Origin of the sequence: Flavobacterium sp. LS1R10 (assembly GCF_003968825.1) — a bacterium.
Classification (GTDB): Bacteria; Bacteroidota; Bacteroidia; order Flavobacteriales; family Flavobacteriaceae; genus Flavobacterium.
The window spans coordinates 224,990-251,856 of record NZ_RYDH01000003.1 but is presented as its reverse complement, the minus strand read 5'-3'; the positions used below and the strand labels follow the sequence as shown (position 1 = coordinate 251,856).

The 26,867-nt window shown below is 35.4% G+C and carries 20 protein-coding genes; 13 read left to right on the top strand and 7 right to left on the bottom strand.

The genetic code is table 11. The features are described 5' to 3' along the window. Positions 1 to 3: 3 nt before the first annotated feature. Positions 4 to 1,287, bottom strand: a complete 1,284-nt coding sequence (gene rocD / locus EKL96_RS08240) for an ornithine--oxo-acid transaminase (RefSeq protein ID WP_126460690.1) — start codon at positions 1,285 to 1,287, stop codon at positions 4 to 6. Positions 1,288 to 1,518: 231 nt separating this feature from the next. Here rocD and EKL96_RS08235 point away from each other — a divergent pair, with 231 nt between their 5' ends. The 12 genes from EKL96_RS08235 (at position 1,519) to EKL96_RS08180 (ending at position 21,147) form a co-directional block, all read left to right on the top strand. Continuing rightward, a complete protein-coding gene (locus EKL96_RS08235) occupies positions 1,519 to 1,971 on the top strand; it encodes an Lrp/AsnC family transcriptional regulator (protein ID WP_126454003.1) in 453 nt (150 codons plus the stop codon). A gap of 124 nt (positions 1,972 to 2,095) precedes the next feature. Beyond that, positions 2,096 to 4,189, top strand: coding sequence for a penicillin acylase family protein (locus tag EKL96_RS08230; protein WP_233579280.1), 2,094 nt, complete (start codon positions 2,096 to 2,098; stop codon positions 4,187 to 4,189). 111 nt (positions 4,190 to 4,300) lie between these two features. Beyond that, the gene (locus tag EKL96_RS08225) at positions 4,301 to 5,071 is read left to right on the top strand and encodes a dienelactone hydrolase family protein (protein ID WP_126460684.1); all 771 of its coding nucleotides are present in this window, start codon (positions 4,301 to 4,303) and stop codon (positions 5,069 to 5,071) included. Between the two features lie 750 nt (positions 5,072 to 5,821). Then, positions 5,822 to 7,597 (top strand): AMP-dependent synthetase/ligase, encoded by a 1,776-nt coding sequence (locus EKL96_RS08220; RefSeq protein ID WP_126460681.1) that lies wholly within the window; start codon positions 5,822 to 5,824, stop codon positions 7,595 to 7,597. 5 nt (positions 7,598 to 7,602) lie between these two features. Continuing rightward, complete coding sequence (locus EKL96_RS08215) at positions 7,603 to 8,655, top strand: proline iminopeptidase-family hydrolase (protein ID WP_126460678.1); 1,053 nt, start codon at positions 7,603 to 7,605, stop codon at positions 8,653 to 8,655. 403 nt (positions 8,656 to 9,058) lie between these two features. Next, on the top strand, positions 9,059 to 9,568 hold the full coding sequence (locus tag EKL96_RS08210; RefSeq protein ID WP_233579279.1) for a MarR family winged helix-turn-helix transcriptional regulator: 510 nt from the start codon (positions 9,059 to 9,061) through the stop codon (positions 9,566 to 9,568). A 43-nt stretch (positions 9,569 to 9,611) separates the two neighbouring features. Next, positions 9,612 to 12,002: a 3-hydroxyacyl-CoA dehydrogenase/enoyl-CoA hydratase family protein gene (locus tag EKL96_RS08205; RefSeq protein WP_126455655.1), complete on the top strand. Its 2,391-nt coding sequence runs from the start codon at positions 9,612 to 9,614 to the stop codon at positions 12,000 to 12,002. 91 nt (positions 12,003 to 12,093) lie between these two features. Continuing rightward, positions 12,094 to 13,275: a thiolase family protein gene (locus EKL96_RS08200; protein WP_126460675.1), complete on the top strand. Its 1,182-nt coding sequence runs from the start codon at positions 12,094 to 12,096 to the stop codon at positions 13,273 to 13,275. 147 nt (positions 13,276 to 13,422) lie between these two features. After that, a complete protein-coding gene (locus tag EKL96_RS08195) occupies positions 13,423 to 15,228 on the top strand; it encodes an acyl-CoA dehydrogenase family protein (protein WP_126460672.1) in 1,806 nt (601 codons plus the stop codon). 152 nt (positions 15,229 to 15,380) lie between these two features. Then, positions 15,381 to 18,665, top strand: coding sequence for an amidohydrolase family protein (locus EKL96_RS08190; protein WP_126460668.1), 3,285 nt, complete (start codon positions 15,381 to 15,383; stop codon positions 18,663 to 18,665). Between the two features lie 402 nt (positions 18,666 to 19,067). Next, a complete protein-coding gene (locus tag EKL96_RS08185; RefSeq protein WP_233579283.1) occupies positions 19,068 to 19,727 on the top strand; it encodes a superoxide dismutase in 660 nt (219 codons plus the stop codon). Positions 19,728 to 19,947: 220 nt separating this feature from the next. Next, complete coding sequence (locus EKL96_RS08180) at positions 19,948 to 21,147, top strand: LETM1-related biofilm-associated protein (protein WP_126460662.1); 1,200 nt, start codon at positions 19,948 to 19,950, stop codon at positions 21,145 to 21,147. A 45-nt stretch (positions 21,148 to 21,192) separates the two neighbouring features. Here the strand turns inward: EKL96_RS08180 and can are convergent, their stop codons facing one another. The 4 genes from can to EKL96_RS08160 all read right to left on the bottom strand — a co-directional run bounded on the left by can (position 21,193) and on the right by EKL96_RS08160 (position 24,564). Beyond that, positions 21,193 to 21,828 carry a carbonate dehydratase gene (gene can / locus EKL96_RS08175; protein WP_126460659.1) on the bottom strand — a complete coding sequence of 212 codons (636 nt, stop codon included), beginning with the start codon at positions 21,826 to 21,828 and terminating at the stop codon, positions 21,193 to 21,195. A gap of 90 nt (positions 21,829 to 21,918) precedes the next feature. Beyond that, complete coding sequence (locus EKL96_RS08170) at positions 21,919 to 23,583, bottom strand: SulP family inorganic anion transporter (protein WP_126460656.1); 1,665 nt, start codon at positions 23,581 to 23,583, stop codon at positions 21,919 to 21,921. A gap of 90 nt (positions 23,584 to 23,673) precedes the next feature. Further along, on the bottom strand, positions 23,674 to 23,949 hold the full coding sequence (locus EKL96_RS08165) for a hypothetical protein (RefSeq protein ID WP_231507420.1): 276 nt from the start codon (positions 23,947 to 23,949) through the stop codon (positions 23,674 to 23,676). Positions 23,950 to 24,084: 135 nt separating this feature from the next. Continuing rightward, positions 24,085 to 24,564: a Dps family protein gene (locus EKL96_RS08160; RefSeq protein ID WP_126460653.1), complete on the bottom strand. Its 480-nt coding sequence runs from the start codon at positions 24,562 to 24,564 to the stop codon at positions 24,085 to 24,087. Between the two features lie 117 nt (positions 24,565 to 24,681). Between EKL96_RS08160 and EKL96_RS08155 the strand changes: the two genes are divergently transcribed. Beyond that, positions 24,682 to 25,623, top strand: a complete 942-nt coding sequence (locus tag EKL96_RS08155; RefSeq protein ID WP_126460650.1) for a LysR substrate-binding domain-containing protein — start codon at positions 24,682 to 24,684, stop codon at positions 25,621 to 25,623. Positions 25,624 to 25,653: 30 nt separating this feature from the next. Here the strand turns inward: EKL96_RS08155 and EKL96_RS08150 are convergent, their stop codons facing one another. Next, positions 25,654 to 25,851 carry a hypothetical protein gene (locus EKL96_RS08150; RefSeq protein ID WP_126455626.1) on the bottom strand — a complete coding sequence of 66 codons (198 nt, stop codon included), beginning with the start codon at positions 25,849 to 25,851 and terminating at the stop codon, positions 25,654 to 25,656. Between the two features lie 165 nt (positions 25,852 to 26,016). Continuing rightward, a complete protein-coding gene (gene mnmD, locus EKL96_RS08145) occupies positions 26,017 to 26,679 on the bottom strand; it encodes a tRNA (5-methylaminomethyl-2-thiouridine)(34)-methyltransferase MnmD (protein ID WP_126460647.1) in 663 nt (220 codons plus the stop codon). Positions 26,680 to 26,867: the final 188 nt, after the last annotated feature.

Here is a 26,867-nt window from a genome sequence, read left to right as displayed (position 1 = left end):
AAATTATTTGAAATCGTTTAGAGCTCGCTCAATTATACCCAAACATTCCTGTATTTGAGGTTCTGAAATTACTAATGGTGGTGCAAATCGAATTTTGTTTCCGTGTGTTGGTTTTGCCAATAATCCATAATCTCTAAATTTCATACAAATATTCCAGGCTAAATCAGATTCTTCACCACTGTTGATAACTATGGCGTTCAGTAATCCTTTTCCTCTGACCAACGTAATTAATGGGTTTCTGGAAGCAATTTCGTTAAGTCCTGTTCTTAAAACTTCGCCTAAGTACGCCGCATTTTGTGCTAAATTTTCCTCTTTTACTACTTCCAGTGCAGCAATAGCCACAGCCGCTGCAACAGGATTTCCTCCAAAAGTGGAACCGTGTTGTCCTGGTTTAATCACATTCATAATGGGATCATTCGCTAAAACTGCCGAAACTGGGTACACACCGCCCGAAATAGCTTTTCCTAGAATAAGGATATCTGGTTTTACTTCCGGTCTGCCTTCACATCCTTTTTTACAGTCACAATTTCCGCAAGTTGCTAATAATCTTCCCGTGCGTGCAATTCCTGTTTGCACTTCATCCGCGATAAATAGAACGTTATGTGCTTCACAAAGCGCTTTTGTTTTTGCTAAATATCCTTCGGCAGGAACATACACTCCCGCTTCTCCTTGAATTGGTTCCACTAAAAATCCAGCAATATTTGGGGTTGATTTTAATACGTTTTCTAGGGCGTCAACATCATCGTACGGAATTTTAATAAATCCAGCAGTGAATGGTCCAAAGTTTTTACGGGCACTCTCATCATTCGAAAATGAAATGATTGTTGTTGTTCTTCCGTGAAAATTGTTTTCACAAACAATGATTTGTGCTTGATTTTCAGGAATTCCTTTTATCTCATAGGCCCATTTTCTACACAATTTCAAAGCAGTTTCCACTGCTTCAGCACCTGTATTCATGGGCAACACTTTATCAAAACCAAAATACTTAGTCACATATTCCTCAAAAGGTCCTAGTTGATCATTATGAAAAGCACGTGAAGTTAAGGTCAATGTTTGTGCTTGTTTTATCATTGCATCCACAATTTTTGGATGACAATGCCCTTGGTTTACGGCAGAATAGGCCGATAAAAAATCATAATATTTTTTTCCGTCTACATCCCAGACATAAACCCCTTCGCCTCTTTCTAAAACCACAGGTAAAGGATGGTAATTGTGTGCTCCGTATTGATTTTCTTTAGCTATTAACGCTTCCGATTTTGAAGAAAGGTTTTGTTCTGTGTGTGTCATGATATTCCTATTTTGATATTACAAAGTACAAAACTACAGATTTTTTTTAAATTGACAATAAAAATAAATATTTTGACTTTTTTAAAAGTATTATTTTAAATAAATTACTTAATTTACATTAAAAAAAGTCATTTTTTAAATATAAAATTCAAATAATAGAACTATTCCAATATAAATAAAAATAAGTACTTTTATACAAACACAAAAAGCATCATTTATAAGTAAACCAACATGGATATATTAGACGAGTTTGATATCAACATTATCAAAGAATTAGAGAAAGATGGAAGAATGGCGTATTCTGCTATTGCAGCCAATCTAAAAATATCAAATACAATGGTGCATCAGCGCATGAACAGATTAACAGAACAAGGAATACTTATCGGAATAAAACCGGTCATCAATGAAAAGAAAATTGGATATGATTGGGGATCATTCACAGGAATTACCTTGAATAAAGACCAAGATTCTGACCGGATTATTGAGGAACTGAAAAACATTCCAGAAATAACGGAATGCTATTATATCACCGGATCTTTTACCCTTTATATAAAAATAATTGCCAAAAATCATGAGCACATGCGTAAAGTTCTGTATGAAAAAATAGACACTATTCCGGGTATTGCCAAAACAGATTCCATAATCGAACTGGGGTGTGCATTTAAACGAAACGTAAGTCTCTAATTAAAATTCAATAATAATGACGTATTTCAAGAACCATTTACCCCTTGCAGTTTTAATTTTTTGTTTTAGTTGCTCCCTGTTTTCACAAAAGATATCAAACCAAGAACTAGAAAGACTAAAAAAAATGTCGCAACAAGTCACTATTATCAGAGACAATTGGGGAATTGCGCATGTGTATGGCAAAACGGATGCAGATGCCGTTTTTGGAATGCTGTACGCACAATGTGAAGACGATTTCAAACGGGTAGAAATGAATTACATTGAAAAACTGGGCCGTCTTTCCGAAATCAAAGGACAGTCCGTTTTGTACAATGATTTAGAAATTAAACTTTTAATCGATACCGAAGATGCTAAAAACGATTATAAAAAAGCAGCGCCTTGGTTGAAAAAATTATTAAACAGTTATGCGGACGGGATCAACTTTTATCTATACAATCACCCCGAAGTAAAACCCGCTTTATTAACTCATTTTGAGCCTTGGTTTCCATTGCTTTGGACTGACGGAAGTATTGGAGCCATAAGCACAGCTGATCTTTCTACTGGAGAATTGAAAGCTTTTTATTCGGGAAACACCGATAAAGTAGCCTATATAGAACGAGAAAAAGACGTACAAACGGGTTCTAACGGATTTGCAATTGCACCTTCAAAAACAGCGTCTGGGAATGCCATTTTATACATTAATCCGCATACCACTTTTTATTTCAGGCCAGAAATACAGATGAGCAGTCAAGAAGGGCTGAATGCGTATGGAGCCGTTACTTGGGGACAATTTTTTATTTACCAAGGATTTAACGAAAACTGTGGCTGGATGCATACCTCCTCAAGTGTTGATGTTGCGGATATGTATGCCGAGAAAATCGTGACCAAAAACAACAAACTATTTTACGAATACGATACCAAATTAGTTCCAGTTGTCGAGAAAAAAATAACCATCAAGTATCTGGAAAATGGAAAATTGATTCCTAAAACATTCAATACTTATTATACCAATCACGGTCCAATCATGGCTAAAAGAGACGGGAAATGGATTAGCTTAAAATCCAATAACCGTTCGATGAAAAGTCTGGAACAAAGTTGGATACGAACAAAATCAAAAAGTTTTGAAGACTACAAAACTGCAATGGATTTGAAAGCCAATACCTCAAACAATACTGTTTATGCCGATAAAGAAGGAAACATTGCCTACTGGCATGGGAATTTTGTTCCCATTCGGGACAAAAACCTAAATTGGTCAAAAATAATGGACGGTACGACACCGGCTACACAATGGAAAGGATTACATGAAGTTTCAGAAACAGTACATTCTTATAATCCTATAAACGGCTGGTTACAAAACTGTAATTCTACACCATATACCGTGGCAGGAGATTATAGTCCAAAAGAAGAAAATTACTTGCCTTATATGGCTCCAGACGGAGAAAGTTTCAGAGGATTAAATGCTGTACGATTATTGAACAAAGGCAATAAATATACACTAGACAAAGTGATTGCTGACGGTTACGACACGAAACTAACGGCCCTCGAAGTGTTAATTCCATCCTTAATTTCCAGTTTTGAGAAAAACATCAGTCCCGAAGATCCGCTTTATACAGAACTGTCAGAACCGATAACCTTATTGAAAAACTGGGATTATTACGCCCGGGAAAATTCTGTGGCTACCACCTTAGCTGTGGAATGGGCTTATAAATTAAACCCCATTATTCAAAAAGTATATATTGATCAGGGCCAAAAGGACCAAGTAGAAAATACCCGTGATTTTGCTAAAAATGCGTTTCCAGATCAACTGATTCCACAATTGCAAATGGTGATAAACGAATTGAAAATAAAATTTGGTACTTGGCAAATTCCTTGGGGCGAAATCAATCGTTTCCAGAGAACATCAGGCGACATAAATCTGGTTTATAGTGATGCTTTGGAAAGTTTACCTATTAGTTATGGACCAGCGCTTTGGGGAAGTTTACCTGCTTTTAAAAGCAATTATCAAAAAGATACCAAAAAACGCTACGGATTTAACGGAAATAGTTTTGTGTGTGCGGTGGAATTTGGACCAAAAATAAAAGCCAAATCGTTACTTGCGGGAGGAAATAGCGGTGATTCAAAATCGAAACATTTTTACGATCAAGCTGAAATGTACCGAAAAGGACAATTCAAAGACGTATTATTTTATAAAGAGGATGTCCAGAAAAATGCCGAAAAAACATATCATCCCGGCGAGTAATCGCTTGTCTGTACGCCATAAGAATTAAAAATTACATCATCAATTAAAAAATCAAAGTCTTAGTTTTAGGATAAATTGATTGAGACATTTGTAAAAATAAAAATATCTAATATGAAAAATATTTTCTTTGCCTTTTTAGGATTCTTTTTGTTTTCCAATGACACATTTGCACAATTAAAATCCGTCAAATACACGGATGGAAACCAACAATTAAATGGCTTGTCTATTGCACCTAAAAAAGGAAGCAAAACAAAACCCGGAATTCTAATCCTTCCCGCTTGGAAAGGAATCGATACACATTCAAAACAATCTGCTGAGAGACTTTCAAGCATGGGCTATTATGCATTTGTAGCAGATATTTATGGCCAAGGGAATTATCCTACAACCACACAAGAAGCGGGAAAACAAGCTGGTTTTTACAAAAAAAATGTAGCTGATTATCAAAGACGCATTCAACTTGCTTTAGACCAATTAGTAAAAGCAGGCGCAAATCCTGCCAATATCGTAGTAATAGGCTATTGTTTTGGCGGAACAGGAGCACTGGAAGCCGCAAGAGCGGGAATGAAAATTCAAGGTGCAGTTTCTTTTCACGGAGGTTTAGGACATGATGCCGCAAGGGTAAATAATCCAATCACGGCTGAAATCCTGGTTTTACATGGTGCTGACGACACCTATGTGCCAGCAACGGAAGTATCGTCCTTTCAACAAGAAATGAGAGATACAAAAGCAGAATGGGAAATGATTTATTATGCAAATTCCGTACATGCCTTTACTGAAATTGAAGCTGGTAATGATAATTCAAAAGGAGCAGCGTATAACGAAAAAGCTGCTATACGTTCTTGGGAGCGCATGAATTCTTTCTTAAAAGAAGTTTTAAAATAATTTAGAATTTTTTTTTTTTTAAAAAGTATACGTTCCAATTTTTTGTTAATTTTATAAATTAAAATGTACCTGACCGCGCTAATATACCACAATCGTTAGCGTAGTTTTGCAAGCTGTGCCCACAACAGAGAGCAAATAATGCAAAAAACTATGAGCAATTCAGGGTTTTTTGCTGTTTTTAAAACAAAAAATGTCTGCTAAGAATAAAGCCCTAAAAACCGAAGACCGGATTAGAAAATGAATTAGAATTGGTTTTATTAGATTTATTTTAGTGGCTAATTGGAATTGATACGGTTTTCAAAACTGCGCCAACGATTCTCTGTAAATACTAATGATCTAGTGAACGCTTTTCCTCACTGGCGCTCGTTTATCCATGTTCTTTGGTGCTCGTTTGCAACGAGTACATACTTAAATTAAGACACAAATTATAATATTTATAATGCGGATCGTTAAAAATTTCTTTAAGATTTTTTACAGAATAGATTATATAACTGCGTTACAAAAACTTTATAGTTCACATTAGTGACTAGGCACTAAAGTTTAACGGCACATTGAAAAGGGTACGAAGCCGGAAAATCTCGCACGGCCGTACACGCTTTTTTATTATAATCCTACACTAAAATTTTACTTCATGAAAACGATTTCGTTAAATAGTAACAATCCTTTCATAATTTTGCGATATAATTTCTAATTTTTAAAATTTATCCTTATTTTTTTTTTAATTTGCAATCAAATCCAATATTTTCTATAATGACAAACATCACCCGCCTTTTTGATTTCCCTTATTATCAGCAAGAAAAATACAATTCCATTCCGGATGCTTTAACAACAAAGCAAAATGGAGTTTGGATCAAAACATCTACACAGGAATATATCGCTAAAGCCAATGCCGTTTCGAGAGCACTACTTCGAATGGGTGTTCAAAAAGACGATAAAATTGCTATCATCTCTTCTAATAACAGAACCGAATGGAATATTATGGATATTGGTGTGTTGCAAACCGGCGCACAAACCGTTCCCATTTATCCTACCATTTCAGAAGAAGATTACGAATATATTCTAAACCATTCCGGTTCTATGTACTGTTTCGTATCGGATGCCGAAGTGCTTCGAAAAGTAAACCTCATCAAACATAAAGTTCCTACACTCAAAGAAGTATATTCCTTCAACGAAATAGAAGGTTGCACCAACTGGAATGAATTACTGATTCTTGGCGTAGACAACGGAAACCAAAACGAAGTGGAACAACGCAAAAATAACGTAAAAACTGAAGATTTAGCTACAATAATCTATACTTCCGGAACAACGGGAAGACCAAAAGGAGTCATGCTTTCGCATAAAAACATTGTATCGAATGTTTTAGACAGTGCTTCGAGAATTCCGTTTGAAGCCGGAAAAAGCCGTGCTTTAAGCTTCCTTCCTATTTGCCATATTTTTGAAAGAATGATTTTGTATTTATACCAATATTACGGAGTTTCAGTATATTTTGGCGAATCAATTGATAAAATTAGTGACAATCTAAAAGAAGTAAGACCAACAGTAATTACTGCCGTTCCGAGACTTTTAGAGAAAGTATACGATAAAATATACGCTAAAGGAACGGAGTTAACCGGTGTCAAAAAGAAACTATTCTTTTGGGCGATTGACTTAGGTTTAATCTATGAGCCGTATGGCAAAAATGGTTTTTGGTATGAATTACAACTCAAAATTGCCCGCAAACTGATTTTTAGTAAATGGAAGGAAGGTTTGGGTGGAAACCTCGATTTAATGGTTTCCGGAAGCGCTGCTTTGCAACCAAGACTAGCCCGCATTTTTGCCGCTGCCGAAATCCCAGTTATGGAAGGCTACGGATTGACCGAGACCTCTCCGGTAATCTCTGTAAATGATATTAGAAATGGTGGTTTCAGAGTGGGAACGGTGGGTAAAGTAATTGATAATGTGGAAGTGTTAATTGCTGAAGACGGCGAAATCCTTTGTAAAGGACCAAACGTAATGATGGGCTATTACAAAGATGAGAAATTGACCAATGAAGTAATAACTGACGGCTATTTTCACACTGGTGATATTGGAATTTTTGACGAAGACGGATTCTTAAAAATCACGGATCGTAAGAAAGAAATGTTCAAAACCTCAGGTGGTAAATATATTGCCCCACAATTAATCGAAAATACGATGAAACAATCGCGTTTCATTGAACAAATTATGGTTATTGGTGACGGTCAAAAAATGCCGGCTGCCTTTATTCAGCCGAGTTTTGATTTCATCAAAGAATGGGCCGTTATCCACGGAATCAACATAGGAAAAAGTAATGAAGAAATAATTGCCAACGAAAAAGTAATCGAAAGAATCCAATTGGAAATTGACAATCTGAACGAAAAATTTGGAAATTGGGAGAAGATAAAACGTTTTGAGCTAACGCCGGATTTATGGTCTGTGGAAGGTGGACAGCTTACGCCAACCCTGAAACTAAAACGAAAAATAGTAATGGAAAAATACATTGATTTATTCCATAAAATCTACAACTAGCCGTTATGAAACTAAAAGTCTTGATTTACTCCGTTGTCAGTGTGTTCTTTTTTTCTAATTGTCAGGAAAAACCAAAGGAAGATTCCATAAAAACAAATTATTTAGATTTCTCCAAACGGGACGACCAACTCACAGGCGGCATCAAAATGATTCCGATTCATACGCCAAAAGGCACGTTTAAAGTCTGGACCAAACGAGTGGGCAATAATCCTAAAATAAAGGTGTTGTTGCTACACGGCGGTCCAGGTTTGACCCATGAATTATACGAGGCCTTTGACGGTTATTTTCCCAACGAAAGCATTGAATACATTTATTACGATCAGTTAGGCTCGTATTACAGCGACCAACCCAACGACAACAGTTTGTGGACCAATGAACGTTTTGTGGAGGAAGTCGAGCAAGTGCGAATCGCATTAGGCTTGGACAGTTCTAATTTTTACCTGATGGGACAATCTTGGGGCGGAATCCTAGCAATGGAATACGCTTTGAAATACCAAAAAAACCTGAAAGGATTAATTATCTCAAATATGATGGCGAGTGCTCAGGAATATAACGCTTACGCAAAAGACGTTCTGGCACCGCAAATGGATTCTAAAATCCTAAAGCAATTACAGGATATCGAAAAAAATAATGATTTTGATAATCCAAAATACAGCGAATTACTGTTCAAACATTACTACACGGAACATATTTTGAGAATGCCACTCGAAAAATGGCCAGAATCCATCAACAGATGTTTCAAGCACATTAATCCTAATGTATATGTTTTTATGCAAGGCCACAGTGAATTTGGCATCACTGGAAATGCCTCCCTTAAAAATTGGGATGTCAAAGCCAGACTAAAAACCCTTACTGTTCCAACCTTGAGTATTGGTTCTAAATACGATACTATGGATCCCGAACACATGAAATGGATTGCTAACGAAGTCCAAAACGGACGTTTCTTGTTTTGTCCTAACGGAAGTCACCTTTCACAATACGATGACCCAAAAACCTATTTTCCGGGTGTGATTAAGTTCTTGAAAGATGTGGATAAAGGGGAGTTTAAGAAGGGTTAAATAAAAGATACTATAAAAAACCACGAATTGATTTTCGTGGTTTTTTGGTTTTTAGTCGAGAACAATAAACTCAAAAATCAAATTTAACGATAGTAAACTACTTATTACGTAAATCCATAATCCCAACAATTAAATTAAAATCCCCAATCATTCTCCTCAGCAGGATTTGCGTAAGGGATGGAAGTGGCATCGCACGCTTTTTAGCGTGGATACAACGTACAGCCCGACCCGGAGTTTTTACGCAGGGATACGACCAAAAAATTAATTACTCTTAAAAAAAGAGTATAATCTCCTCTATTTCAGTGGAGATTTTTTATATTTAATGCTTTTTAACAAAAAAATGTTTTAATATATTATGCGTGCATAGTATTTTTTATTATATTTGAAAACGATATAGTTACTTATGAAAGATAAAACGATAGATTATATTTTACGTGCCACCTGGCAAGCAGTGGCCAGAATGTATAATGAAGAAGCTTCGAAATACGATGCGAGCATGGCTACTGGGTTCGCTTTATTGAGTATTGATAAGGAAGGTGGGACGCCATCGACCTCATTAGGACCAAAAATGGGAATGGAAGCTACCAGCTTAACCAGAACCCTTAAATCTATGGAGGAAAAAGGCTTGATTATTCGCAAGAAAAATCCAGTGGATGGCCGTGGAGTATTGATTTACCTCACGGATTTTGGTAAAGAAAAAAGAGAATTGTCAAAAAATACGGTGTTGAAATTTAATGAAACGGTAAAAAAAACGATCTCGGAAGAGAAGCTGCAGCACTTTATTGAAGTTGCAGAAGCCATCAATGAATTAATTCAAGAGAAAAATATATTTACGCACACGAGCGCCAGCGAACTGGCGGAACAAACTGAAAAAACAGCGAATGACACCGCCAAAATTGAAATCCTTCAATAAAAATAGCGCTGTCATTTTCTAATGAAAATCAAATATTATTTATATGAAACGCACAATTAAAAAAGTTGCAGTGATTGGATCCGGAATTATGGGTTCAGGAATTGCTTGTCATTTTGCTAACATTGGAGTTGAAGTTCTGTTATTAGATATTGTTCCAAGAGAACTTACCGAAGCGGAAGCTAAAAAAGGACTGACTTTAGAAAGCAAAATCGTTAGAAACCGATTGGTAAATGAGCATTTGGCCAATTCCCTGAAATCGAAACCCTCTCCTATTTACAATCCAAAATTTGCCAGCAGAATTACTACTGGAAATACCACAGATGACATGGCGAAAATCGCTACTGTGGATTGGATTATTGAAGTTGTTGTAGAACGGTTAGACATCAAGAAAATGGTTTTTGAACAAATTGAAAAATTCAGAAAACCGGGAACTCTAGTAACTTCAAACACATCTGGAATTCCAATTCACTTTATGAGTGAAGGACGAAGCGACGATTTCCAAAAGCATTTCTGCGGGACACACTTTTTTAACCCTGCGCGTTATTTGAAATTATTCGAAATCATTCCTGGCCCGCACACAGCATCGGAAGTTTTGGATTTTCTTACGGATTATGGATCCAAATTCTTGGGTAAAACTTCGGTCGTGGCCAAAGATACTCCAGCGTTTATTGGAAACCGAATCGGGATTTATGGGATTCAAAGTTTGTTTCATTTAGTTAAAGAAATGGGATTGACGATTGAAGAAGTGGATAAATTGACCGGTCCAGTTATTGGAAGACCAAAATCAGCTACTTTCAGAACTGTTGACGTAGTTGGATTGGATACTTTGGTGCACGTTGCCAACGGAATCTACGAAAATTGTCCGAATGACGAGCAACACGATTTGTTTAAATTGCCGGATTTTGTCAACAAAATGATGGAGAACAAATGGTTGGGAAGCAAAACTGGTCAAGGTTTTTATAAAAAAGTAGACAAGGATATTTTATCATTGGATTTAGATACTTTAGAATATCGTCCGGCTAAAAGAGCGTCTTTCGCCACTTTAGAACTGACAAAAACGATTGATAAACCTATTGACCGTTTTAAAGTTTTGGTAAAAGGAAAAGATAAAGCAGGCGAATTTTACCGTAAAAGTTTTGCGGGAATGTTTGCTTACGTTTCCAACAGAATTCCTGAAATTTCAGATGAATTATACAAGATTGACGATGCCATGAAAGCCGGTTTTGGATGGGAAAATGGTCCTTTCGAAATTTGGGACGCCATTGGTGTTGCCAAAGGAATCGAAATGATGAAAGCGGAAGGCCTTGAACCAGCTGCTTGGGTAACTGATATGCTTGCTAATGGAACTAAAAGTTTCTATTCAATAAAAGAAGGTGCTACTTATTTTTATGATATTCCAACAAAATCTGCAACTAAGGTTCCTGGTCAGGATGCCTTTATTATCCTGAACAACATACGCGAAAGCAAAAAAGTGTGGAGCAATAGCGGCGCTATTATTCAAGATTTAGGAGATGGAATTTTGAACTTAGAATTCCAGTCTAAAATGAATACGATTGGTGGCGATGTTTTACAGGCGATCAACAAAGCGATTGACTTATCTGAAAAAGAATATCAAGGATTGGTTATTGGAAATCAGGCAGCGAATTTCTCTGTGGGTGCTAACATAGGAATGATTTTCATGATGGCCGTCGAGCAAGAATACGACGAGCTGAATATGGCCATCAAAATGTTCCAAGACACAATGATGCGCGTGCGCTACTCCGGAATTCCAGTTGTGGTTGCTCCACACGGAATGACTTTTGGCGGTGGTTGCGAAATGAGCTTACACGCTGATAAAGTTGTTGCTGCAGCCGAAACGTATATGGGATTAGTAGAATTTGGCGTTGGAGTTATTCCTGGCGGTGGCGGATCTAAAGAGATGGCATTGCGTGCTGCAGATTTATTCCATAAAAATGATGTGGAGTTGAACGTATTGCAAGAATATTTCTTGACGATCGCTATGGCAAAAGTATCTACTTCAGGTTACGAAGCTTTTGATACCGGACTTTTACAACACGGAAAAGATATCATCGTTGTGAATAAAGACCGTCAGATTGCTGAAGCAAAGAAACACGCTTTATTAATGGCAGAAGCAGGTTACACACAACCAATTCGCAGAAGCGACGTAAAAGTTCTTGGAAAACAAGCTTTGGGAATGTTCTTAGTAGGAACAGACCAAATGGAAGCCGGAAAATACATCTCGGAACACGACAAGAAAATCGCTAACAAACTAGCTTATGTTATGGCTGGTGGAGATTTATCAGAACCAACTTTAGTAACCGAACAATATTTATTGGATCTGGAACGTGAAGCATTCTTATCTCTTTGTACAGAAAGAAAAACATTAGAAAGAATCCAGTTTATGTTAACCAAAGGAAAACCGTTACGCAATTAGAAAATAGAACAAGGAGAATAGAATATAGATTAAAAACAAAATTTAAAGTCTATTATTTATTCTCTATATTCTCAACTCTTAAAAAAAAAAAATGAAAACAGCCTATATAGTAAAAGCATACAGAACAGCCGTGGGGAAAGCCCCAAAAGGCGTGTTTAGATTTAAACGTCCTGATGAATTGGCAGCAGAAACCATTCAGTTTATGATGAATGAGTTGCCTGATTTTGATAAAAAACGTATCGATGACGTGATGGTAGGAAATGCCATGCCAGAAGCAGAACAAGGACTAAACGTGGGACGATTAATTTCCTTAATGGGATTGAAAATTGAAGATGTACCAGGTGTAACCGTAAACCGTTATTGCGCGTCAGGATTAGAAACAATTGGTATGGCTACAGCCAAAATTCAATCGGGAATGGCAGATTGTATTATTGCCGGTGGTGCCGAGAGCATGAGTTTTATTCCAATGGGAGGGTACAAACCAACTCCGGATTATGCTGTTGCAAAAGCGGGGAACGAAGATTACTATTGGGGAATGGGGCTAACTGCAGAAGCTGTTGCCAAACAATTCAATGTGTCTCGTGCAGACCAAGATGAGTTTGCTTACAACTCACACCTGAAAGCTCTTAAAGCACAAGCCGAAGGCAAATTTGACAAACAAATTGTTCCTATTACGGTAGAACAAACATTTATCAATGAAAATGGTAAAAAAGAAACCAAATCCTATATCGTAAATAAAGATGAAGGCCCGAGAGCTGGAACTTCAGTAGAAGCTTTGGCTGGTTTACGTCCTGTTTTTGAAGAAGGCGGAAGTGTAACTGCCGGGAATTCTTCTCAAATGAGTGACGGAGCCGCTTTTGTTCTAATCATGAGCGAAGAAATGGTTAAGGAACTGAACCTTACTCCTATTGCTCGTTTGGTGAACTTCGCTTCGGCAGGAGTAGAACCAAGATTAATGGGAATTGGCCCGGTAAAAGCGATTCCAAAAGCATTGAAACAAGCAGGATTAACATTAAATGATGTTGATTTAATTGAATTAAACGAAGCTTTTGCATCACAATCGTTAGCCGTAATTCGTGAATTAGGATTGAATCCTGATATCGTAAACGTCAACGGTGGAGCAATTGCAATGGGACATCCACTGGGCTGTACCGGAGCAAAACTGTCTGTTCAACTCTTCGACGAAATGAAAAAAAGAGGCAACAAATACGGAATTGTGAGTATGTGTGTGGGAACTGGACAAGGAACTGCTGGGGTTTACGAACTTTTGTAGTCAAAGATTTCCATCCGTTTGTCATTCCGACAAAGAAGGAATCTTTACTATTAATGCAGAATTAGCTACTGAGATTCCTCCTTGTTTGGAATGACAATATTGACAATTCAATTTATAAATAAAATTCATCATTTAAAATAACAAGAAATGGCAGATACAATTGAAAAAAACGTAACCCGTGGCGGTCAGTTTTTAGTTAAACAAACAAAGTGTGAAGATATCTTTACACCAGAAGATTTTTCAGAAGAGCAATTAATGATGCGTGACTCTGTAAAAGAATTTGTAGATAAAGAATTGTGGGCACACAAAAATCGTTTTGAGAAAAAGGATTATGCGTATACACAAGAAACCATGAAAAAAGCTGGGGACTTAGGACTTTTAGGAGTTGCTGTACCTGAAGCTTATGGTGGATTAGGAATGGGATTTGTATCAACAATGTTGGTTTGTGATTATATTTCGGGAGCAACAGGTTCATTTTCAACTGCTTTTGGAGCACATACCGGAATTGGGACTATGCCAATAACTTTGTACGGAACAGAAGAACAAAAGCAAAAATACGTTCCAAAATTAGCTTCTGGCGAATGGTTTGGAGCCTATTGTTTAACAGAGCCAGGCGCAGGATCTGATGCTAATTCTGGAAAAACAAAAGCTGTTTTATCAGAAGATGGTACACATTACAAAATCACAGGACAAAAAATGTGGATTTCAAACGCTGGATTTTGTTCATTGTTTATCGTTTTTGCCCGTATTGGTGATGATAAAAATATCACTGGTTTTATCCTAGAAAACACAGCTGATAACGGAATATCAATGGGCGAAGAAGAGCATAAATTAGGAATACGTGCTTCCTCTACGCGTCAGGTTTTCTTTAATGAAACAAAAGTTCCTGTAGAAAACATGTTGTCCGAAAGAGGAAACGGTTTCAAAATTGCCATGAACGCTTTGAATGTAGGTCGCATCAAATTAGCAGCTGCTTGTTTGGATGCACAGCGCAGAGTTATTTCAGGTTCAGTGAAATATGCTAATGAAAGAATCCAGTTCAATACTGCAATTTCTCAGTTTGGTGCTATCCGTGCAAAACTAGCAGAAATGGCTACAAGTTGTTACGCTGGAGAAAGCGCTTCCTACCGCGCTGCAAAAGATATTGAAGACAGAATTATAGCTCGTGAAGCCGAAGGAGTTTCACATCAGGAAGCAGAATTGAAAGGCGTTGAAGAATATGCTATTGAATGTTCAATCCTTAAAGTAGCCGTTTCTGAAGATGTACAAAATTGTGCTGATGAAGGAATTCAAATTTTTGGCGGAATGGGATTCTCTGAGGACACTCCGATGGAAAGTGCTTGGAGAGATGCCAGAATTGCCCGTATTTACGAAGGAACTAACGAAATCAACAGAATGCTTTCAGTAGGGATGCTGATTAAAAAAGCGATGAAAGGTCACGTTGATTTACTTGGACCTGCATCAAAAGTACAAGAAGAATTAATGGGAATTCCTTCTTTTGAAACCCCTGATTATTCTGAATTGTTTGCAGAAGAAAAAGAAATGATTGGCAAATTAAAAAAAGCATTCTTAATGGTAGCCGGTGGAGCTGTTCAAAAATACGGTCCGGATTTAGATGCACACCAACAGTTATTGATGGCCGCTTCAGATATTTTAATCGAAATCTATATGGCTGAAAGCACAATCCTTAGAACGGAGAAGTTAGCCAAAAAAGAAGGAGAAACTAAAGTACAAGAGCAAATTGCAATGGCCAAATTATACTTGTATAAAGCCGTAGATATTGTTACTCAAAAAGGAAAAGAAAGTGTTATTTCCTTTGCTGAAGGCGATGAACAACGTATGATGTTGATGGGACTACGTCGTTTTACTAAATATACAAATATGCCAAATGTTGTAGGATTAAGAGAAACAATAACGGTTAAATTAGTAGCTGAAAATGAATATTGTTTTTAATTACAAAAAAAAATACTGCTTTAATTGATACAAAAACCACTCGCAACTGCGGGTGGTTTTTTGCTTTTATAGCAATAAGATATAAATAGAAATACAAACTACTTCATTTTATTACCTATATTTATCCTCTATCACTATTTAATTTCTTTTTAATGAATAAAAAAACAAGCTTATTTCTACTCGCATTTTCTTTTATTTCCACCATTTATGGACAGGAAAAGCCGAAATGGGATGTCGCAAAACCTGGAAAAGAATTCAATTACAAGGCCCATAAATTTACCACATCCGAAGGAACTTGGATGAACCTCGATGTGAGTCCAGACGGGAAAACTATCGTTTTTGATCTCTTGGGAGATATTTACCAAATGCCTATAACAGGCGGAACAGCAAAAATACTTCGTTCCGGTATTCCTTTTGAAGTACAACCCAGATTCAGTCCTGACGGAAAACACATTTCGTTCACTAGCGATGCTGGTGGTGGCGATAATATTTGGTTCATGAAAGCCGATGGAAGTGAAGTGAAACAAATCACTAAGGAAAATTTTCAACTACTGAACAATGCGACTTGGATGCCCAACGGCAATTATCTGGTAGCAAGAAAACACTTTACATCAAGCCGTTCTCTTGGCGCTGGTGAAATGTGGCAATACCACATTAGCGGTGGTAGTGGCGTACAATTGACCAAACGAAAAAACGACCAGCAAGATGTTAACGAACCTGTAATTTCTCCTGATGGCAAATACATGTATTACAGTGAAGACGTTTCTCCCGGTGGTTATTTCAAATACAATAAAGATCCTAACAGTGAAATCTATGCTATCAATCGCTATGATTTTGAAACGGGAGAAACAGAAAAAATTACGGGTGGTCCGGGAGGCGCCGCTCGACCACAAATTTCAAGAGATGGTAAACTGTTAGCGTATGTAAAACGAGTGCGTACCGCAACGGTTTTGTATGTTCATAATTTAGAAACAGGTGAAGAAGGTCCCGTTTATGATAAACTTAACAAAGATCAACAAGCCGCTTGGGCTTTGTTTGGTGTGTATCCTAATTTCAATTGGATGCCCAACAATGAGGATATTATAATTTGGACCGGAGGTAAAATTCAAAAAATAAATACAAAAACAAATCAGGTAACACAGATTCCTTTCACAGCCGATGTCGCTATTGACATTGCAGATCGGGTACATTCTGATACTCCAATAACTGACAATGACTTTACAGTAAAAATGATCCGTGATGCTGTAACCGCTCCCGATGGAAAAACAGTAGTCTTTAGAGCTTTAGGATATTTATGGACTAAAAGCTTGCCTAATGGAAGTCCAAAACGATTGACTACAGATACTGATTTTGAAGCAGAACCTACTTTTACCGCTAATGGTAAAGAGATAATTTATGTTAGTTGGAACGACACAAATTTAGGCGCTATCAGAAAAATTAATTTAGAAAGTAAAAAATCTGTTAAATTAACCTCTGAAAAAGGAATTTACAGAACACCAAGTCTCTCTCCTGATCAAAAAACAATTGTCTACGTCAAGGAAGGCGGAAATATGGATCAAGGTTTTGCTTTTTCAAAAAAACCAGGGATTTACACCATGAATGTTACAGGTGGCAAATCAAAATTTATTACCTCAAAAGGAGAATATCCTGTGTTTACTAAAGAAGGAAATCGTATTTTCTTCCAAACTGGGGGAGTCTTTTTTGGGGATTTAACCAAAGAACTCAAAAGTGTTGACCTTAACGGAAAAGAAGAACGCACCCATATTAAATCCAAATATGCTAACCGATTGGTGCCAAGTCCAGACAATCAGTGGATCGCTTTCACCCATTTACACAAAGCTTATGTGGCTCCATTAAACATCAACGGCCAAGAAGTAGATTTGGACGAAAAAACTACGAATGTACCTGTGTCAGAATTGTCAAAAGAGGCTGGAATTAATTTACATTGGTCTCCCAATAGCAAAAACGTGATGTGGATGTTAGGCAATACTTATTTTTCGAATGCCGTAAAAAACAGATTTACTTTTTTACCGGATTCACCTGAAAAAGTTGAAAAACCATCTGATATAGGTATTAAAATAGATTTAAAATCAAAAGTTGATAAACCAAAAGGCAGAATTGCCCTGACGAATGCTCGTATCATCACTATGGACGGCGACAAAGTGATTGAAAACGGTAGTATTATAATCAATGAAAATCGGATTGAAGCCATTGGTAATGCAAGTGACATTCGTATTCCTGAAACGGCTATGGTTTATGACCTGACTGGTAAAACTATTATGCCCGGAATGGTAGATGCTCATGCCCATGTAGGTGCTTTTCGTTATGGATTAACCACCCAACAAAATTGGCCTTTCTATGCAAATTTAGCCTTTGGAGTAACGACATCGCATGATCCGTCTTCTAACACGGAATCTATTTTTACCCTTTCGGAAATGGTAAAAAGTGGTGCCATTGTAGGACCCCGAATATATTCAACCGGATTTATTTTGTACGGTGCTGAAGGAGACTTTAAAGCAATTGTCAATACTATTGATGACGCTCGTTTTGCAGTAAAACGGACCAAAGTTTTTGGAGCACTTTCTGTAAAAAGCTATAATCAACCAAGACGTGACCAACGTCAACAGGTATTGCAAGCGGCCAGAGAAGAAGAAATTAATGTGGTACCAGAAGGCGGCTCGACCTTCTTTACTAACATGACCATGGTGATTGACGGTCATACCGGAGTGGAACACAATATACCGGTGGCACCAGTTTATAAAGATGTACTCGAACTTTGGGGTACAAGTAAAGTAGGATATACTCCTACCCTAATCGTAAATTATGGCGGATTGAATGCCGAATATTATTGGTATCAAAAAACGAATGTTTGGGAAAACAAAAAACTACTCCAATTCACCCCAAGGGCCGTAATTGATTCCCGCTCGAGATACCGCATGATGGCTCCTGATGAAGAGTATGAAAACGATCATATTTTGACATCTAAAACCGTAAAAACGCTTGCTGACAATGGCGTAAAAGTCAATATGGGAGCACACGGACAGTTGCAAGGAATGGGAGCACACTGGGAATTATGGAGTATACAGCAAGGTGGAATGAGCAATTTAGAAAGTTTGAAAACAGCCACCATTAATGCAGCCAATTATATCGGAGCCGGAAAAGACATTGGTTCATTAGAAACCGGAAAATTGGCTGACATTTTAGTTTTGGATAAAAACCCATTAGAAAATATCCAAAACTCCAATACGTTATTGTATACCATCGCAAATGGCCGAATGTACGAATCCGAAACAATGAATGAAATAGGTAACGAACCTAAAAAAAGAGAAAATTTTTATTGGGAAAACAACGCATACAATGCTAATTTCCCATGGCATGAGGAGTCCAATAGCTTTATGCATCAACAATGTTGTAGTTCTGGCTTTAGCCACAACTAAGAATTAATTTTAAACTAAAAAAACCATTCGCAAAACGAATGGTTTTTTTGTTTAAATTCAACTTGTTAAAAAAGCAACTAATTACTTCATTTTTAAATACTTGTTAATTTCAGGATATGCCAATTCAAAATGAAATTTATATAATTTCCGTAAAAAAAATAGATATTCAAAATATCATTGTAGGTAAAACAAATCAAATTTTAAGTCTTTATTAACCCAAGTCGGTCTATTAATGATTATTTTTATACAAATATTTAATCCCTATTTAAGACTAACAAATAAATTATGGAAAATAATAATACACGAAGAAATTTTTTAAAAAAAACGGCCCTATTGTCTACAGGTACAATTATTGGCTCTGGATTATTCAATGCTGCATTTGCTGCCCAGCCAGTACTGCAAATTGACAATCAACCCTATGAAGCAGCTTTCACAGATACTCCTGGAACCTACAGTCTTCCTAAATTAGGTTATAGCTATAATGAATTAGAGCCTCATATTGATAAAGCTACAATGGAAATTCACTACAGCAAACACCATCAAGCTTATGTGACAAATTTGAATAAAGCCATTGATACTTTGGATAAAAACTTAATTGATTATTCAAAATCTTTAGAAAGTATCTTTGAAAAAATGTCTAAATTCCCAGAAGCGATTCGGAATAACGGAGGCGGACATTACAATCACAGCTTGTTTTGGAGTTTAATGAAACCTAATGGTGGTGGTATTCCAAAAGGCAAATTGGCAGCAGCCATAACCACAACTTTTGGTTCTTTTGATGAATTCAAGAAACAATTTAGTGATGCATCTATGAAAAGATTTGGTTCCGGTTGGGTCTGGTTAGTGGTGCAAGACGGAAAATTAGTAATAGGTTCTACGGCAAACCAAGACAATCCTTTGATGCGATTACGAGGGAAGGGACTCAAAGGAAAACCCGTTTTAGCTTTAGATGTCTGGGAACATGCGTATTATCTTAAAAATCAAAACCGAAGAGCTGATTATATAAACTCTTTTTGGAATGTAGTTGATTGGGATGCCGCCGAAAACTTATTTAATTCTTAAAAAACAATAAAAACCCTGAATTAAAAAGTAGGATTCCGGGTTTTTTATTTAAAAAAAAGGGGCCTCTGAGACTTCATTTTTTAATAATTATTCGTTAGAAATCCGTACTGTTCAAAATTAAAAAAACCAATACTAATTAAAAGTAATATCTGTGTTAAACTAAAAAACAGAAGTTAAAATTACGAAAAAAAGTATAGCTTTGTACCTTCAAATTAAAGCAATGATTAACCCTTCAGCATCAGGTTGGATAGATAAATTTTTTATTGAACAAAAGTTTTCAAAAGAAACGGTTTCAAAAACTACCGATATATTTTATCAAAAAGTTAGAGAAACAGGTTTTATATATGGCCATATCATTGCATTTGAAACTGTAGCACCTATTGAAACTAAGGGTTGGTTCAAAGAAGAGATTTCAAAAGTCGCACTTTTAAATACTTTGCATGCAGTTTTTTGTTTAACAAATGAAAATATCAGCCCTGATAATTTCATTAAACAAGCCGTTACTTTTTACAATCAAATGAATCCTCAAGGCTTTAACCTATTTAAAAAAATACTGCCAAAGAATTCTCCTGCTTTAACTTTAGAAAAAATAATTGATGAGCGTGTTCAAACAAATGATAGCATCATCAGTAAAAATTTTTCTCACCTAGTAACTAATGCCTTACTGTTTATTGATGTCTTGGCCTTTCGCCAATACTTAATTCATGGTGAAATTCCGGAAAAGTATTTAAAAAAGATCGAGGAAACTATTGTAAATGTGGTCACACTTGCTTTAAAAATTAAAACAAAAAAATCTCAATACGATGATTTATTAATCAAGCTTTTTGAAGCTTCTATTCGCTACAGTAAATTCTCTAAGGTGTCAGTACAAAGCTTAGAGACACTTGAACTAGATTATTTTTCAAATGACTTAGAAAAATACTATTTGATAGATCTTGCAGGAATGGCTTTATGGAGTGATGGAGAAATTGAAGATAATGAAGCTTATTTTTTGCATTCACTGGCTAAAACGGTTTCGATCCCGGATGGTTTTTCGGATGAAAGTATCCGCAATACGAATGCCTTTATTACGAAACATAAAAAGGAAATTCCTTATTTTAATTATTCAAATCCAGTAAAACATTTTTATGCCCAAACGACTCAAAGTGTGGTCACACTGATTAGTCGTAATAAGAACAGATTGTCTAAGGAAATCGCACAAAGTAAGGAGTTAATGGTACTATTAGCCTACTCTACTCGCAGGGATTTAGACGAGAAAGAGAAGAAAAAAGTCAAGAAACAATTACTGGAAATTTGCAAAACCATTCCGTCGTTGACTATATTCCTTCTTCCTGGCGGTAGCTTATTGCTGCCTATTTTAATTAAATTTATACCTCAACTACTACCCTCCGCTTTTAACGAAAATCTTGATGACGAATAATAAAAGCCGCTAAAAGCGGCTTTTATTTATTACAAATTTTGGGGATTAAAATTTCAACTGATAGACTTCATCCAAATCTTTTTCGGAACTGATATTCACCTCTAAATCCGTTACAAAACCGGAATTAAGACCATAAGCCCATCCGTGTAAGGTTAAGTCCTGACCATTTCGCCATGCTGCCTGAACAATTGAAGTTTTAGCCAAATCAAAAACTTGTTCTTTAACATTCAATTCTACAAAAGTGTTAAATCGCTCTGTTTCATCTAAAATAGAATCTAAGTAGGCACTGTGCAAACGATAGACATCTTTTATGTGACGAATCCAGTTGTCAATGATACCAATAGAATCATTACCCATAGCTGCTTTGACACCGCCGCAACCATAATGTCCGCATACCAGTACATGTTTTACTTTCAATACATTTACTGCGTAATCCAGTACACTCAACATATTCATATCTGAATGAACCACCATATTAGCAATATTTCTATGAACAAAAACTTCGCCTGGTTTAGCTCCTATAATTTCATTTGCAGGAACCCTGCTGTCAGAACAGCCTATCCATAATAAGGGTGGTGTTTGCCCTTTGGCCAGGTCTTCAAAATAATTAGGATCAGAAGCCAAAGATGTTTCTACCCATTTTTCATTATTTTCCAGTATTTTTTTATAAAAATCACTCATAATCGTTGTGTACTTATTTTGTTTATATCCTTACTTAGTGACAAATTAATGCTTTGTAAAGGACTCATTTTTAAATTTATTAGTGCGAAATTAATTTTTATTTTTAGTGAATTCTTCGTCAGGCACCTCTCGTTTAACCATTACCCTTTTTGCTGCATCATAATAATGCTCAATAGTTACATGGTTTTTGGTTTCTTGAGTATTTTCTAAATCATAGGCTTTTTTAAATCCTTTGAGTTTGACTTTTATATTATGATCTATAGCTCTTGTTGTTTTGAATTCATATATCAAATCTAAAATGTCATGCGCTATATACACGGTGTCTTTGGCATCAATTATCACTTTAGAATTTTCAGGAATCTCGTTTAAAGTATATTTGATGGCTGCTTTGTTCAAAAAAGAAACTTCTTGCGCCAAATCAATGTGGATAACATCACCATCTTCATATTCTTCTTTTCTAAAACTGTAAGCTCTTTTCAGGTTTCCTTTTAAAACAAAAATAATACTGATGACAATTCCTAATGCCACCCCTTTTAATAAATCCGTAAAAACAACTGCTAATAGAGTCGCAATAAAAGGAACAAATTGATATTTCCCTTTTTCCAAAAAATGTTTGAAAGTGGCTGGTTTAGCTAACTTGTAACCAACCAAAATTAAAATTGCGGCTAATGTAGCCAATGGAATTTTATTCAGGATAACAGGAATTACAAGTACACTCACTAATAATAGTACCCCATGAATTATAGTAGACATCTTTGATTTAGCACCTGAATTAGAATTTGCTGAGGTACGCACAATTACCGAGGTCAAGGGAAGACCTCCTAGAAGTGAGCTTATCACATTTCCAACACCTTGTGCTTTCAATTCCATATTAGTGTGCGTATAACGTCTTTGAATATCCATTCGGTCTGCTGCTTCAATACTCAATAACGTTTCTATCGAAGCGACTATTGCAATAGTAAAGGCTACTATCCAAACTTTTGGATTCGAAATCCCAGAAAAATTGGGAGTAACTATAATCGTCTTAAATTCCTCCAGACTGGTAGGAACCGGTAAAGAAACTAAATGCTCGTTAGTAATAGCCCACGGACTTCCTGTTCTGATGAAAATCTCATTCAAAACAACACCTAAAACTACAGCAACCAATGCACCAGGAACTAATTTTAAATCCTTCAAAAAAGGGACTTTATTCCAGGAAATCAATACCGTTACAGAGATTAAAGTGATAATTATAGATCCAACCTGAATATAATCAAAAATATTTAATAAGGTTGAAAATGTATTACCTCCGTCCTTTTGCATAAAAGCTAAATCGCCTTCAAAATCGCTATCGTATCCAAAGGCATGAGGCAATTGTTTTAAAATAATTATAATTCCAATACCGGCCAGCATTCCTTCGATGACATTTGTTGGAAAATAATTAGATATACTTCCTGCTTTAAGAAATCCTAGAACTAATTGTATTAGACCTGCTATAAAAACAGCCGTCAAAAAAACATCAAATGCACCTAAATCCGTTATTGCGGTAAGAACAATTGCGGTAAGACCTGCTGCAGGGCCTGAAACACTGATGTGTGATGTACTTAAATACCCAACGACAATTCCTCCAACAATTCCTGAAATAATTCCTGAAAATAATGGAGCACCCGAAGCCATTGCAATACCCAAACACAAGGGCAAAGCTACTAAAAAAACCACTAATCCTGATGCAAAATCAGATTTAAGGGTAGCAAAAAGATTAATTTTTCTTGTCATAATACCAAACTAAAGATTGAATACAAAGAGCTGTTTTCACGTTGAAAGTATGTGAAAATTGATTTAAGAAACACTAAAACCAACACTGTCTTAAACTTGGTTGGGTGGTAGTATAAATATAGAAGAGGTAATATTATCATGCTTTGATAAATTTTCAGAAAGAATAGCACTAGAAGATAATTTTGTTGCAATAATTATTTCCAAAGAAGATTCAGAACTAAATAATACTTTAATTTCTTTGTGAACGTGTTCCTCTTCAGAAAAACTATAGAAAACAGAGATATCTGAACTTTTCTCAATCACCGCAACAATAGTTGGGGTGACAAGGAAAGCTAAAAATAGAATTAAAAATATTTTAGATATCATTTTCATTGTCGCAAAAATAGAATTTAGTTTATAATAAAAGTAACAGTTTTTATTTATTTTAAAAAAAATAAAATTCAAAAAAAAACCAGATAAAAATGCATCATTTTTATCTGGTTTTTTTTTGAATTTTAAGTGTTACAAACTTTCTTCAAGCCAGGCCTGCATCATCCAGATTGTCTTTTCTTGTTCTGAAATGAAATCACTCATCATCGCATTTGTACCTTCATCATTGATTTGTGCCGATTTGTCAAGAATTACTCTTTCAATCTTTAATAAATGAGATAGTGATGTAACAATTAAATGTACTGCTTTTTCATCATTTGAAATATTTTTACCAACTACTAATTGATTGTTTTTTATATAGTCTTCAAACGTATGGAGCGGCGTTCCACCAACAGTGAGAACTCTTTCAGCAATTAAATCAATTTTTATTTGAGAATCCGTGTATAATTGCTCAAATTTTACATGCAAATCAAAAAAACGCTTTCCTCTAATATTCCAATGAATTCCTCTTAAATTTTGATAATATACTTGAAAATTAGCTAACAAAACATTTAGTTCAGTTGCTATTAATTCTGACTCTTTTACCGGTAAACCTAAAATATTTGTTTTCATTTTAATGTTGTTTTATATTTATTTCCGTTATATGACAAATTTAGTGTAAGATTAACGAAAAACACTATAATAAAAAGTTATTGTTTTATTAAATTTGTATCAGATATAATTATAACCATGACAATTACTCAATTAAAATACGTACTTGCAGTAGCTGAACACAAGAATTTCACTCTTGCTGCAGAAAAATGTTTTGTTACTCAACCTACACTGAGTATGCAAATTCAAAAAATAGAAGAAGAATTAAGTATTCAAATATTTGACCGTACCAAAAAACCAATCCAGCTCACTGATATCGGGTATAAAATTGTAAACCAGGCAAAAAATATAGTCAATGAAGCTGATAGAATACAAGATATTGTTGAACAACAAAAAGGTTTTATAGGCGGTGAATTTAGATTAGGCATCATTCCAACAATCATGCCTACTTTATTGCCAATGTTTCTAAATAATTTTATAAAAAAATATCCAAAAGTAAAACTTATTATTGAAGAGTTAAATACCGAAGAAATTATTATTAAACTCAATAATGGACACCTGGACGCTGCAATTGCCGCAACTCCTTTGATGGAAGAAAAAATTAAAGAAATAGTCTTGTATTTCGAACCTTTTGTTGCGTACATCCCTGAAAACCACCATAATTTTCAAAAAGAAGAAATAGAAGTTTCAGATTTAAACTTGGATGAAATTTTATTATTACAAGACGGACATTGTTTTAGAGAAGGAATTTTAAACTTATGCAAGAGTACTGGTAAAAATGAAATCAACCATTTTCAAATACAAAGTGGCAGTTTTGAAACCTTGATAAAACTAGCTGATGAAGGTCTGGGAACAACGCTGCTTCCTTATTTGCATACCTTAGATTTAAAAGAAAAAGACAAGCTAAAACTTCGTCATTTTAAAGAACCTAAGCCTGCAAGAGAAGTCAGTTTGATTTTTCCTAAAAGCGAATTAAAAATTCAAATAATAGATGCACTTCGAAATACCATAACAGGAGTTGTAAAAGGAGCAATTGTTTTTCAAAATGTTCAGATAATAAGTCCCATCGCAAAAAAATAAAAAAAGGAACCGTTTATGGTTCCTTTTTTACTATGAATTTACTATTAGTAAACAGTGCTTTAGTTCCGGTTTACCAATAGTGAAATTTAATAACCACTCCCGTAATTGATCCATTTCATAGGGCAATAATGTCTTAATAGCTTTTTCTAATTCTTTGCTAAAAAGCATAACATCAAAGCTTACTCTTTCTAAAACTGATTTAGTATAATCATACATGATTTTCGACATAATTAATGAAGATTTTAGGTTAGATTTTAATTGAAAGTGATGTAAAAATACATTTTTTACAACTAGAACATAGTTATTTAACGTAGTTTTTAGTTTTTTTATTTTTCGTACTACTTTTGATCAAAAATATAATATATTATTGATAATAAGCTACTTAACAAACATTTATTTTTTAGTAGCTCTGAACATTTCTCTTTTTCCTGGTGGTCCGGCTAATTTTTCAACCGTAAAACCTACTTCTAACATGCTCCTTTTTACAACTCCTCTGGCTGCATAAGTCACTAAAACTCCATTACTTTTCAGTGCTGTATGCATTCTTTTAAAAATATCCGTACTCCATAATTCAGGCTGCACTCTGTAACCAAAAGCATCAAAGTAAATCAAATCAAATGTGTTATTGTCGTCAATTACTTCAAAAAACTGCTTTCTTTTAGTCAACAAAAAATCATTACTAAGCGCTATTTTCTCTCCCCAGACACTTTGATGCATTGCTATAAAAATGTCACTTTCTTGAGCAGCATTCAACTCTGTAACATAATTCATACATAAAACTTCGTCAGGAGATATAGGATATGCCTCTACGCCAACATAATCGATAGACTGATTCATTTTTTTTGCTTCTAATAAGGTAATAAAAGCATTCAATCCGGTACCAAAACCAATTTCTAAAATAGAAACCGCTTTATTTTGAAATAAGGAAAGTCCGTTTTTAATAAAGACATGTTGCGCTTCCTGAATGGCTCCATGTTTAGAATGATAACACTCATCCCATTCCTCTATTCGTATGGTTGTGGAACCATCAAGTGTTTGTATTATTTCTCTTTTCAAAATTATTATTTGAGGTTATTTGAAGTTTTATAATTATATGAGCAGTCCAAATTTAATCAAAACTAAAATGATTGTCCTAAATAAAGTACATTTATTATGCAAATCCCATAAAATTGATGCTGATTTTTTCTGTTTTTTCAAAAATAAATAAATCGTACGTAAAGGCTATAATTAATGGTGTTTTGTCA

Excerpts from the sequence above, each read along its gene's own strand:
- rocD (WP_126460690.1), bottom strand. The coding sequence starts at position 1,287 with ATGACACACACAGAACAAAACCTTTCTTCAAAATCGGAAGCGTTAATA.
- EKL96_RS08235 (WP_126454003.1), top strand. The coding sequence starts at position 1,519 with ATGGATATATTAGACGAGTTTGATATCAACATTATCAAAGAATTAGAG.
- EKL96_RS08230 (WP_233579280.1), top strand. The coding sequence starts at position 2,096 with ATGTCGCAACAAGTCACTATTATCAGAGACAATTGGGGAATTGCGCAT.
- EKL96_RS08225 (WP_126460684.1), top strand. The coding sequence starts at position 4,301 with ATGAAAAATATTTTCTTTGCCTTTTTAGGATTCTTTTTGTTTTCCAAT.
- EKL96_RS08220 (WP_126460681.1), top strand. The coding sequence starts at position 5,822 with ATGACAAACATCACCCGCCTTTTTGATTTCCCTTATTATCAGCAAGAA.
- EKL96_RS08215 (WP_126460678.1), top strand. The coding sequence starts at position 7,603 with ATGAAACTAAAAGTCTTGATTTACTCCGTTGTCAGTGTGTTCTTTTTT.
- EKL96_RS08210 (WP_233579279.1), top strand. The coding sequence starts at position 9,059 with ATGAAAGATAAAACGATAGATTATATTTTACGTGCCACCTGGCAAGCA.
- EKL96_RS08205 (WP_126455655.1), top strand. The coding sequence starts at position 9,612 with ATGAAACGCACAATTAAAAAAGTTGCAGTGATTGGATCCGGAATTATG.
- EKL96_RS08200 (WP_126460675.1), top strand. The coding sequence starts at position 12,094 with ATGAAAACAGCCTATATAGTAAAAGCATACAGAACAGCCGTGGGGAAA.
- EKL96_RS08195 (WP_126460672.1), top strand. The coding sequence starts at position 13,423 with ATGGCAGATACAATTGAAAAAAACGTAACCCGTGGCGGTCAGTTTTTA.
- EKL96_RS08190 (WP_126460668.1), top strand. The coding sequence starts at position 15,381 with ATGAATAAAAAAACAAGCTTATTTCTACTCGCATTTTCTTTTATTTCC.
- EKL96_RS08180 (WP_126460662.1), top strand. The coding sequence starts at position 19,948 with ATGATTAACCCTTCAGCATCAGGTTGGATAGATAAATTTTTTATTGAA.
- can (WP_126460659.1), bottom strand. The coding sequence starts at position 21,828 with ATGAGTGATTTTTATAAAAAAATACTGGAAAATAATGAAAAATGGGTA.
- EKL96_RS08170 (WP_126460656.1), bottom strand. The coding sequence starts at position 23,583 with ATGACAAGAAAAATTAATCTTTTTGCTACCCTTAAATCTGATTTTGCA.
- EKL96_RS08165 (WP_231507420.1), bottom strand. The coding sequence starts at position 23,949 with ATGATATCTAAAATATTTTTAATTCTATTTTTAGCTTTCCTTGTCACC.
- EKL96_RS08160 (WP_126460653.1), bottom strand. The coding sequence starts at position 24,564 with ATGAAAACAAATATTTTAGGTTTACCGGTAAAAGAGTCAGAATTAATA.
- EKL96_RS08155 (WP_126460650.1), top strand. The coding sequence starts at position 24,682 with ATGACAATTACTCAATTAAAATACGTACTTGCAGTAGCTGAACACAAG.
- EKL96_RS08150 (WP_126455626.1), bottom strand. The coding sequence starts at position 25,851 with ATGTCGAAAATCATGTATGATTATACTAAATCAGTTTTAGAAAGAGTA.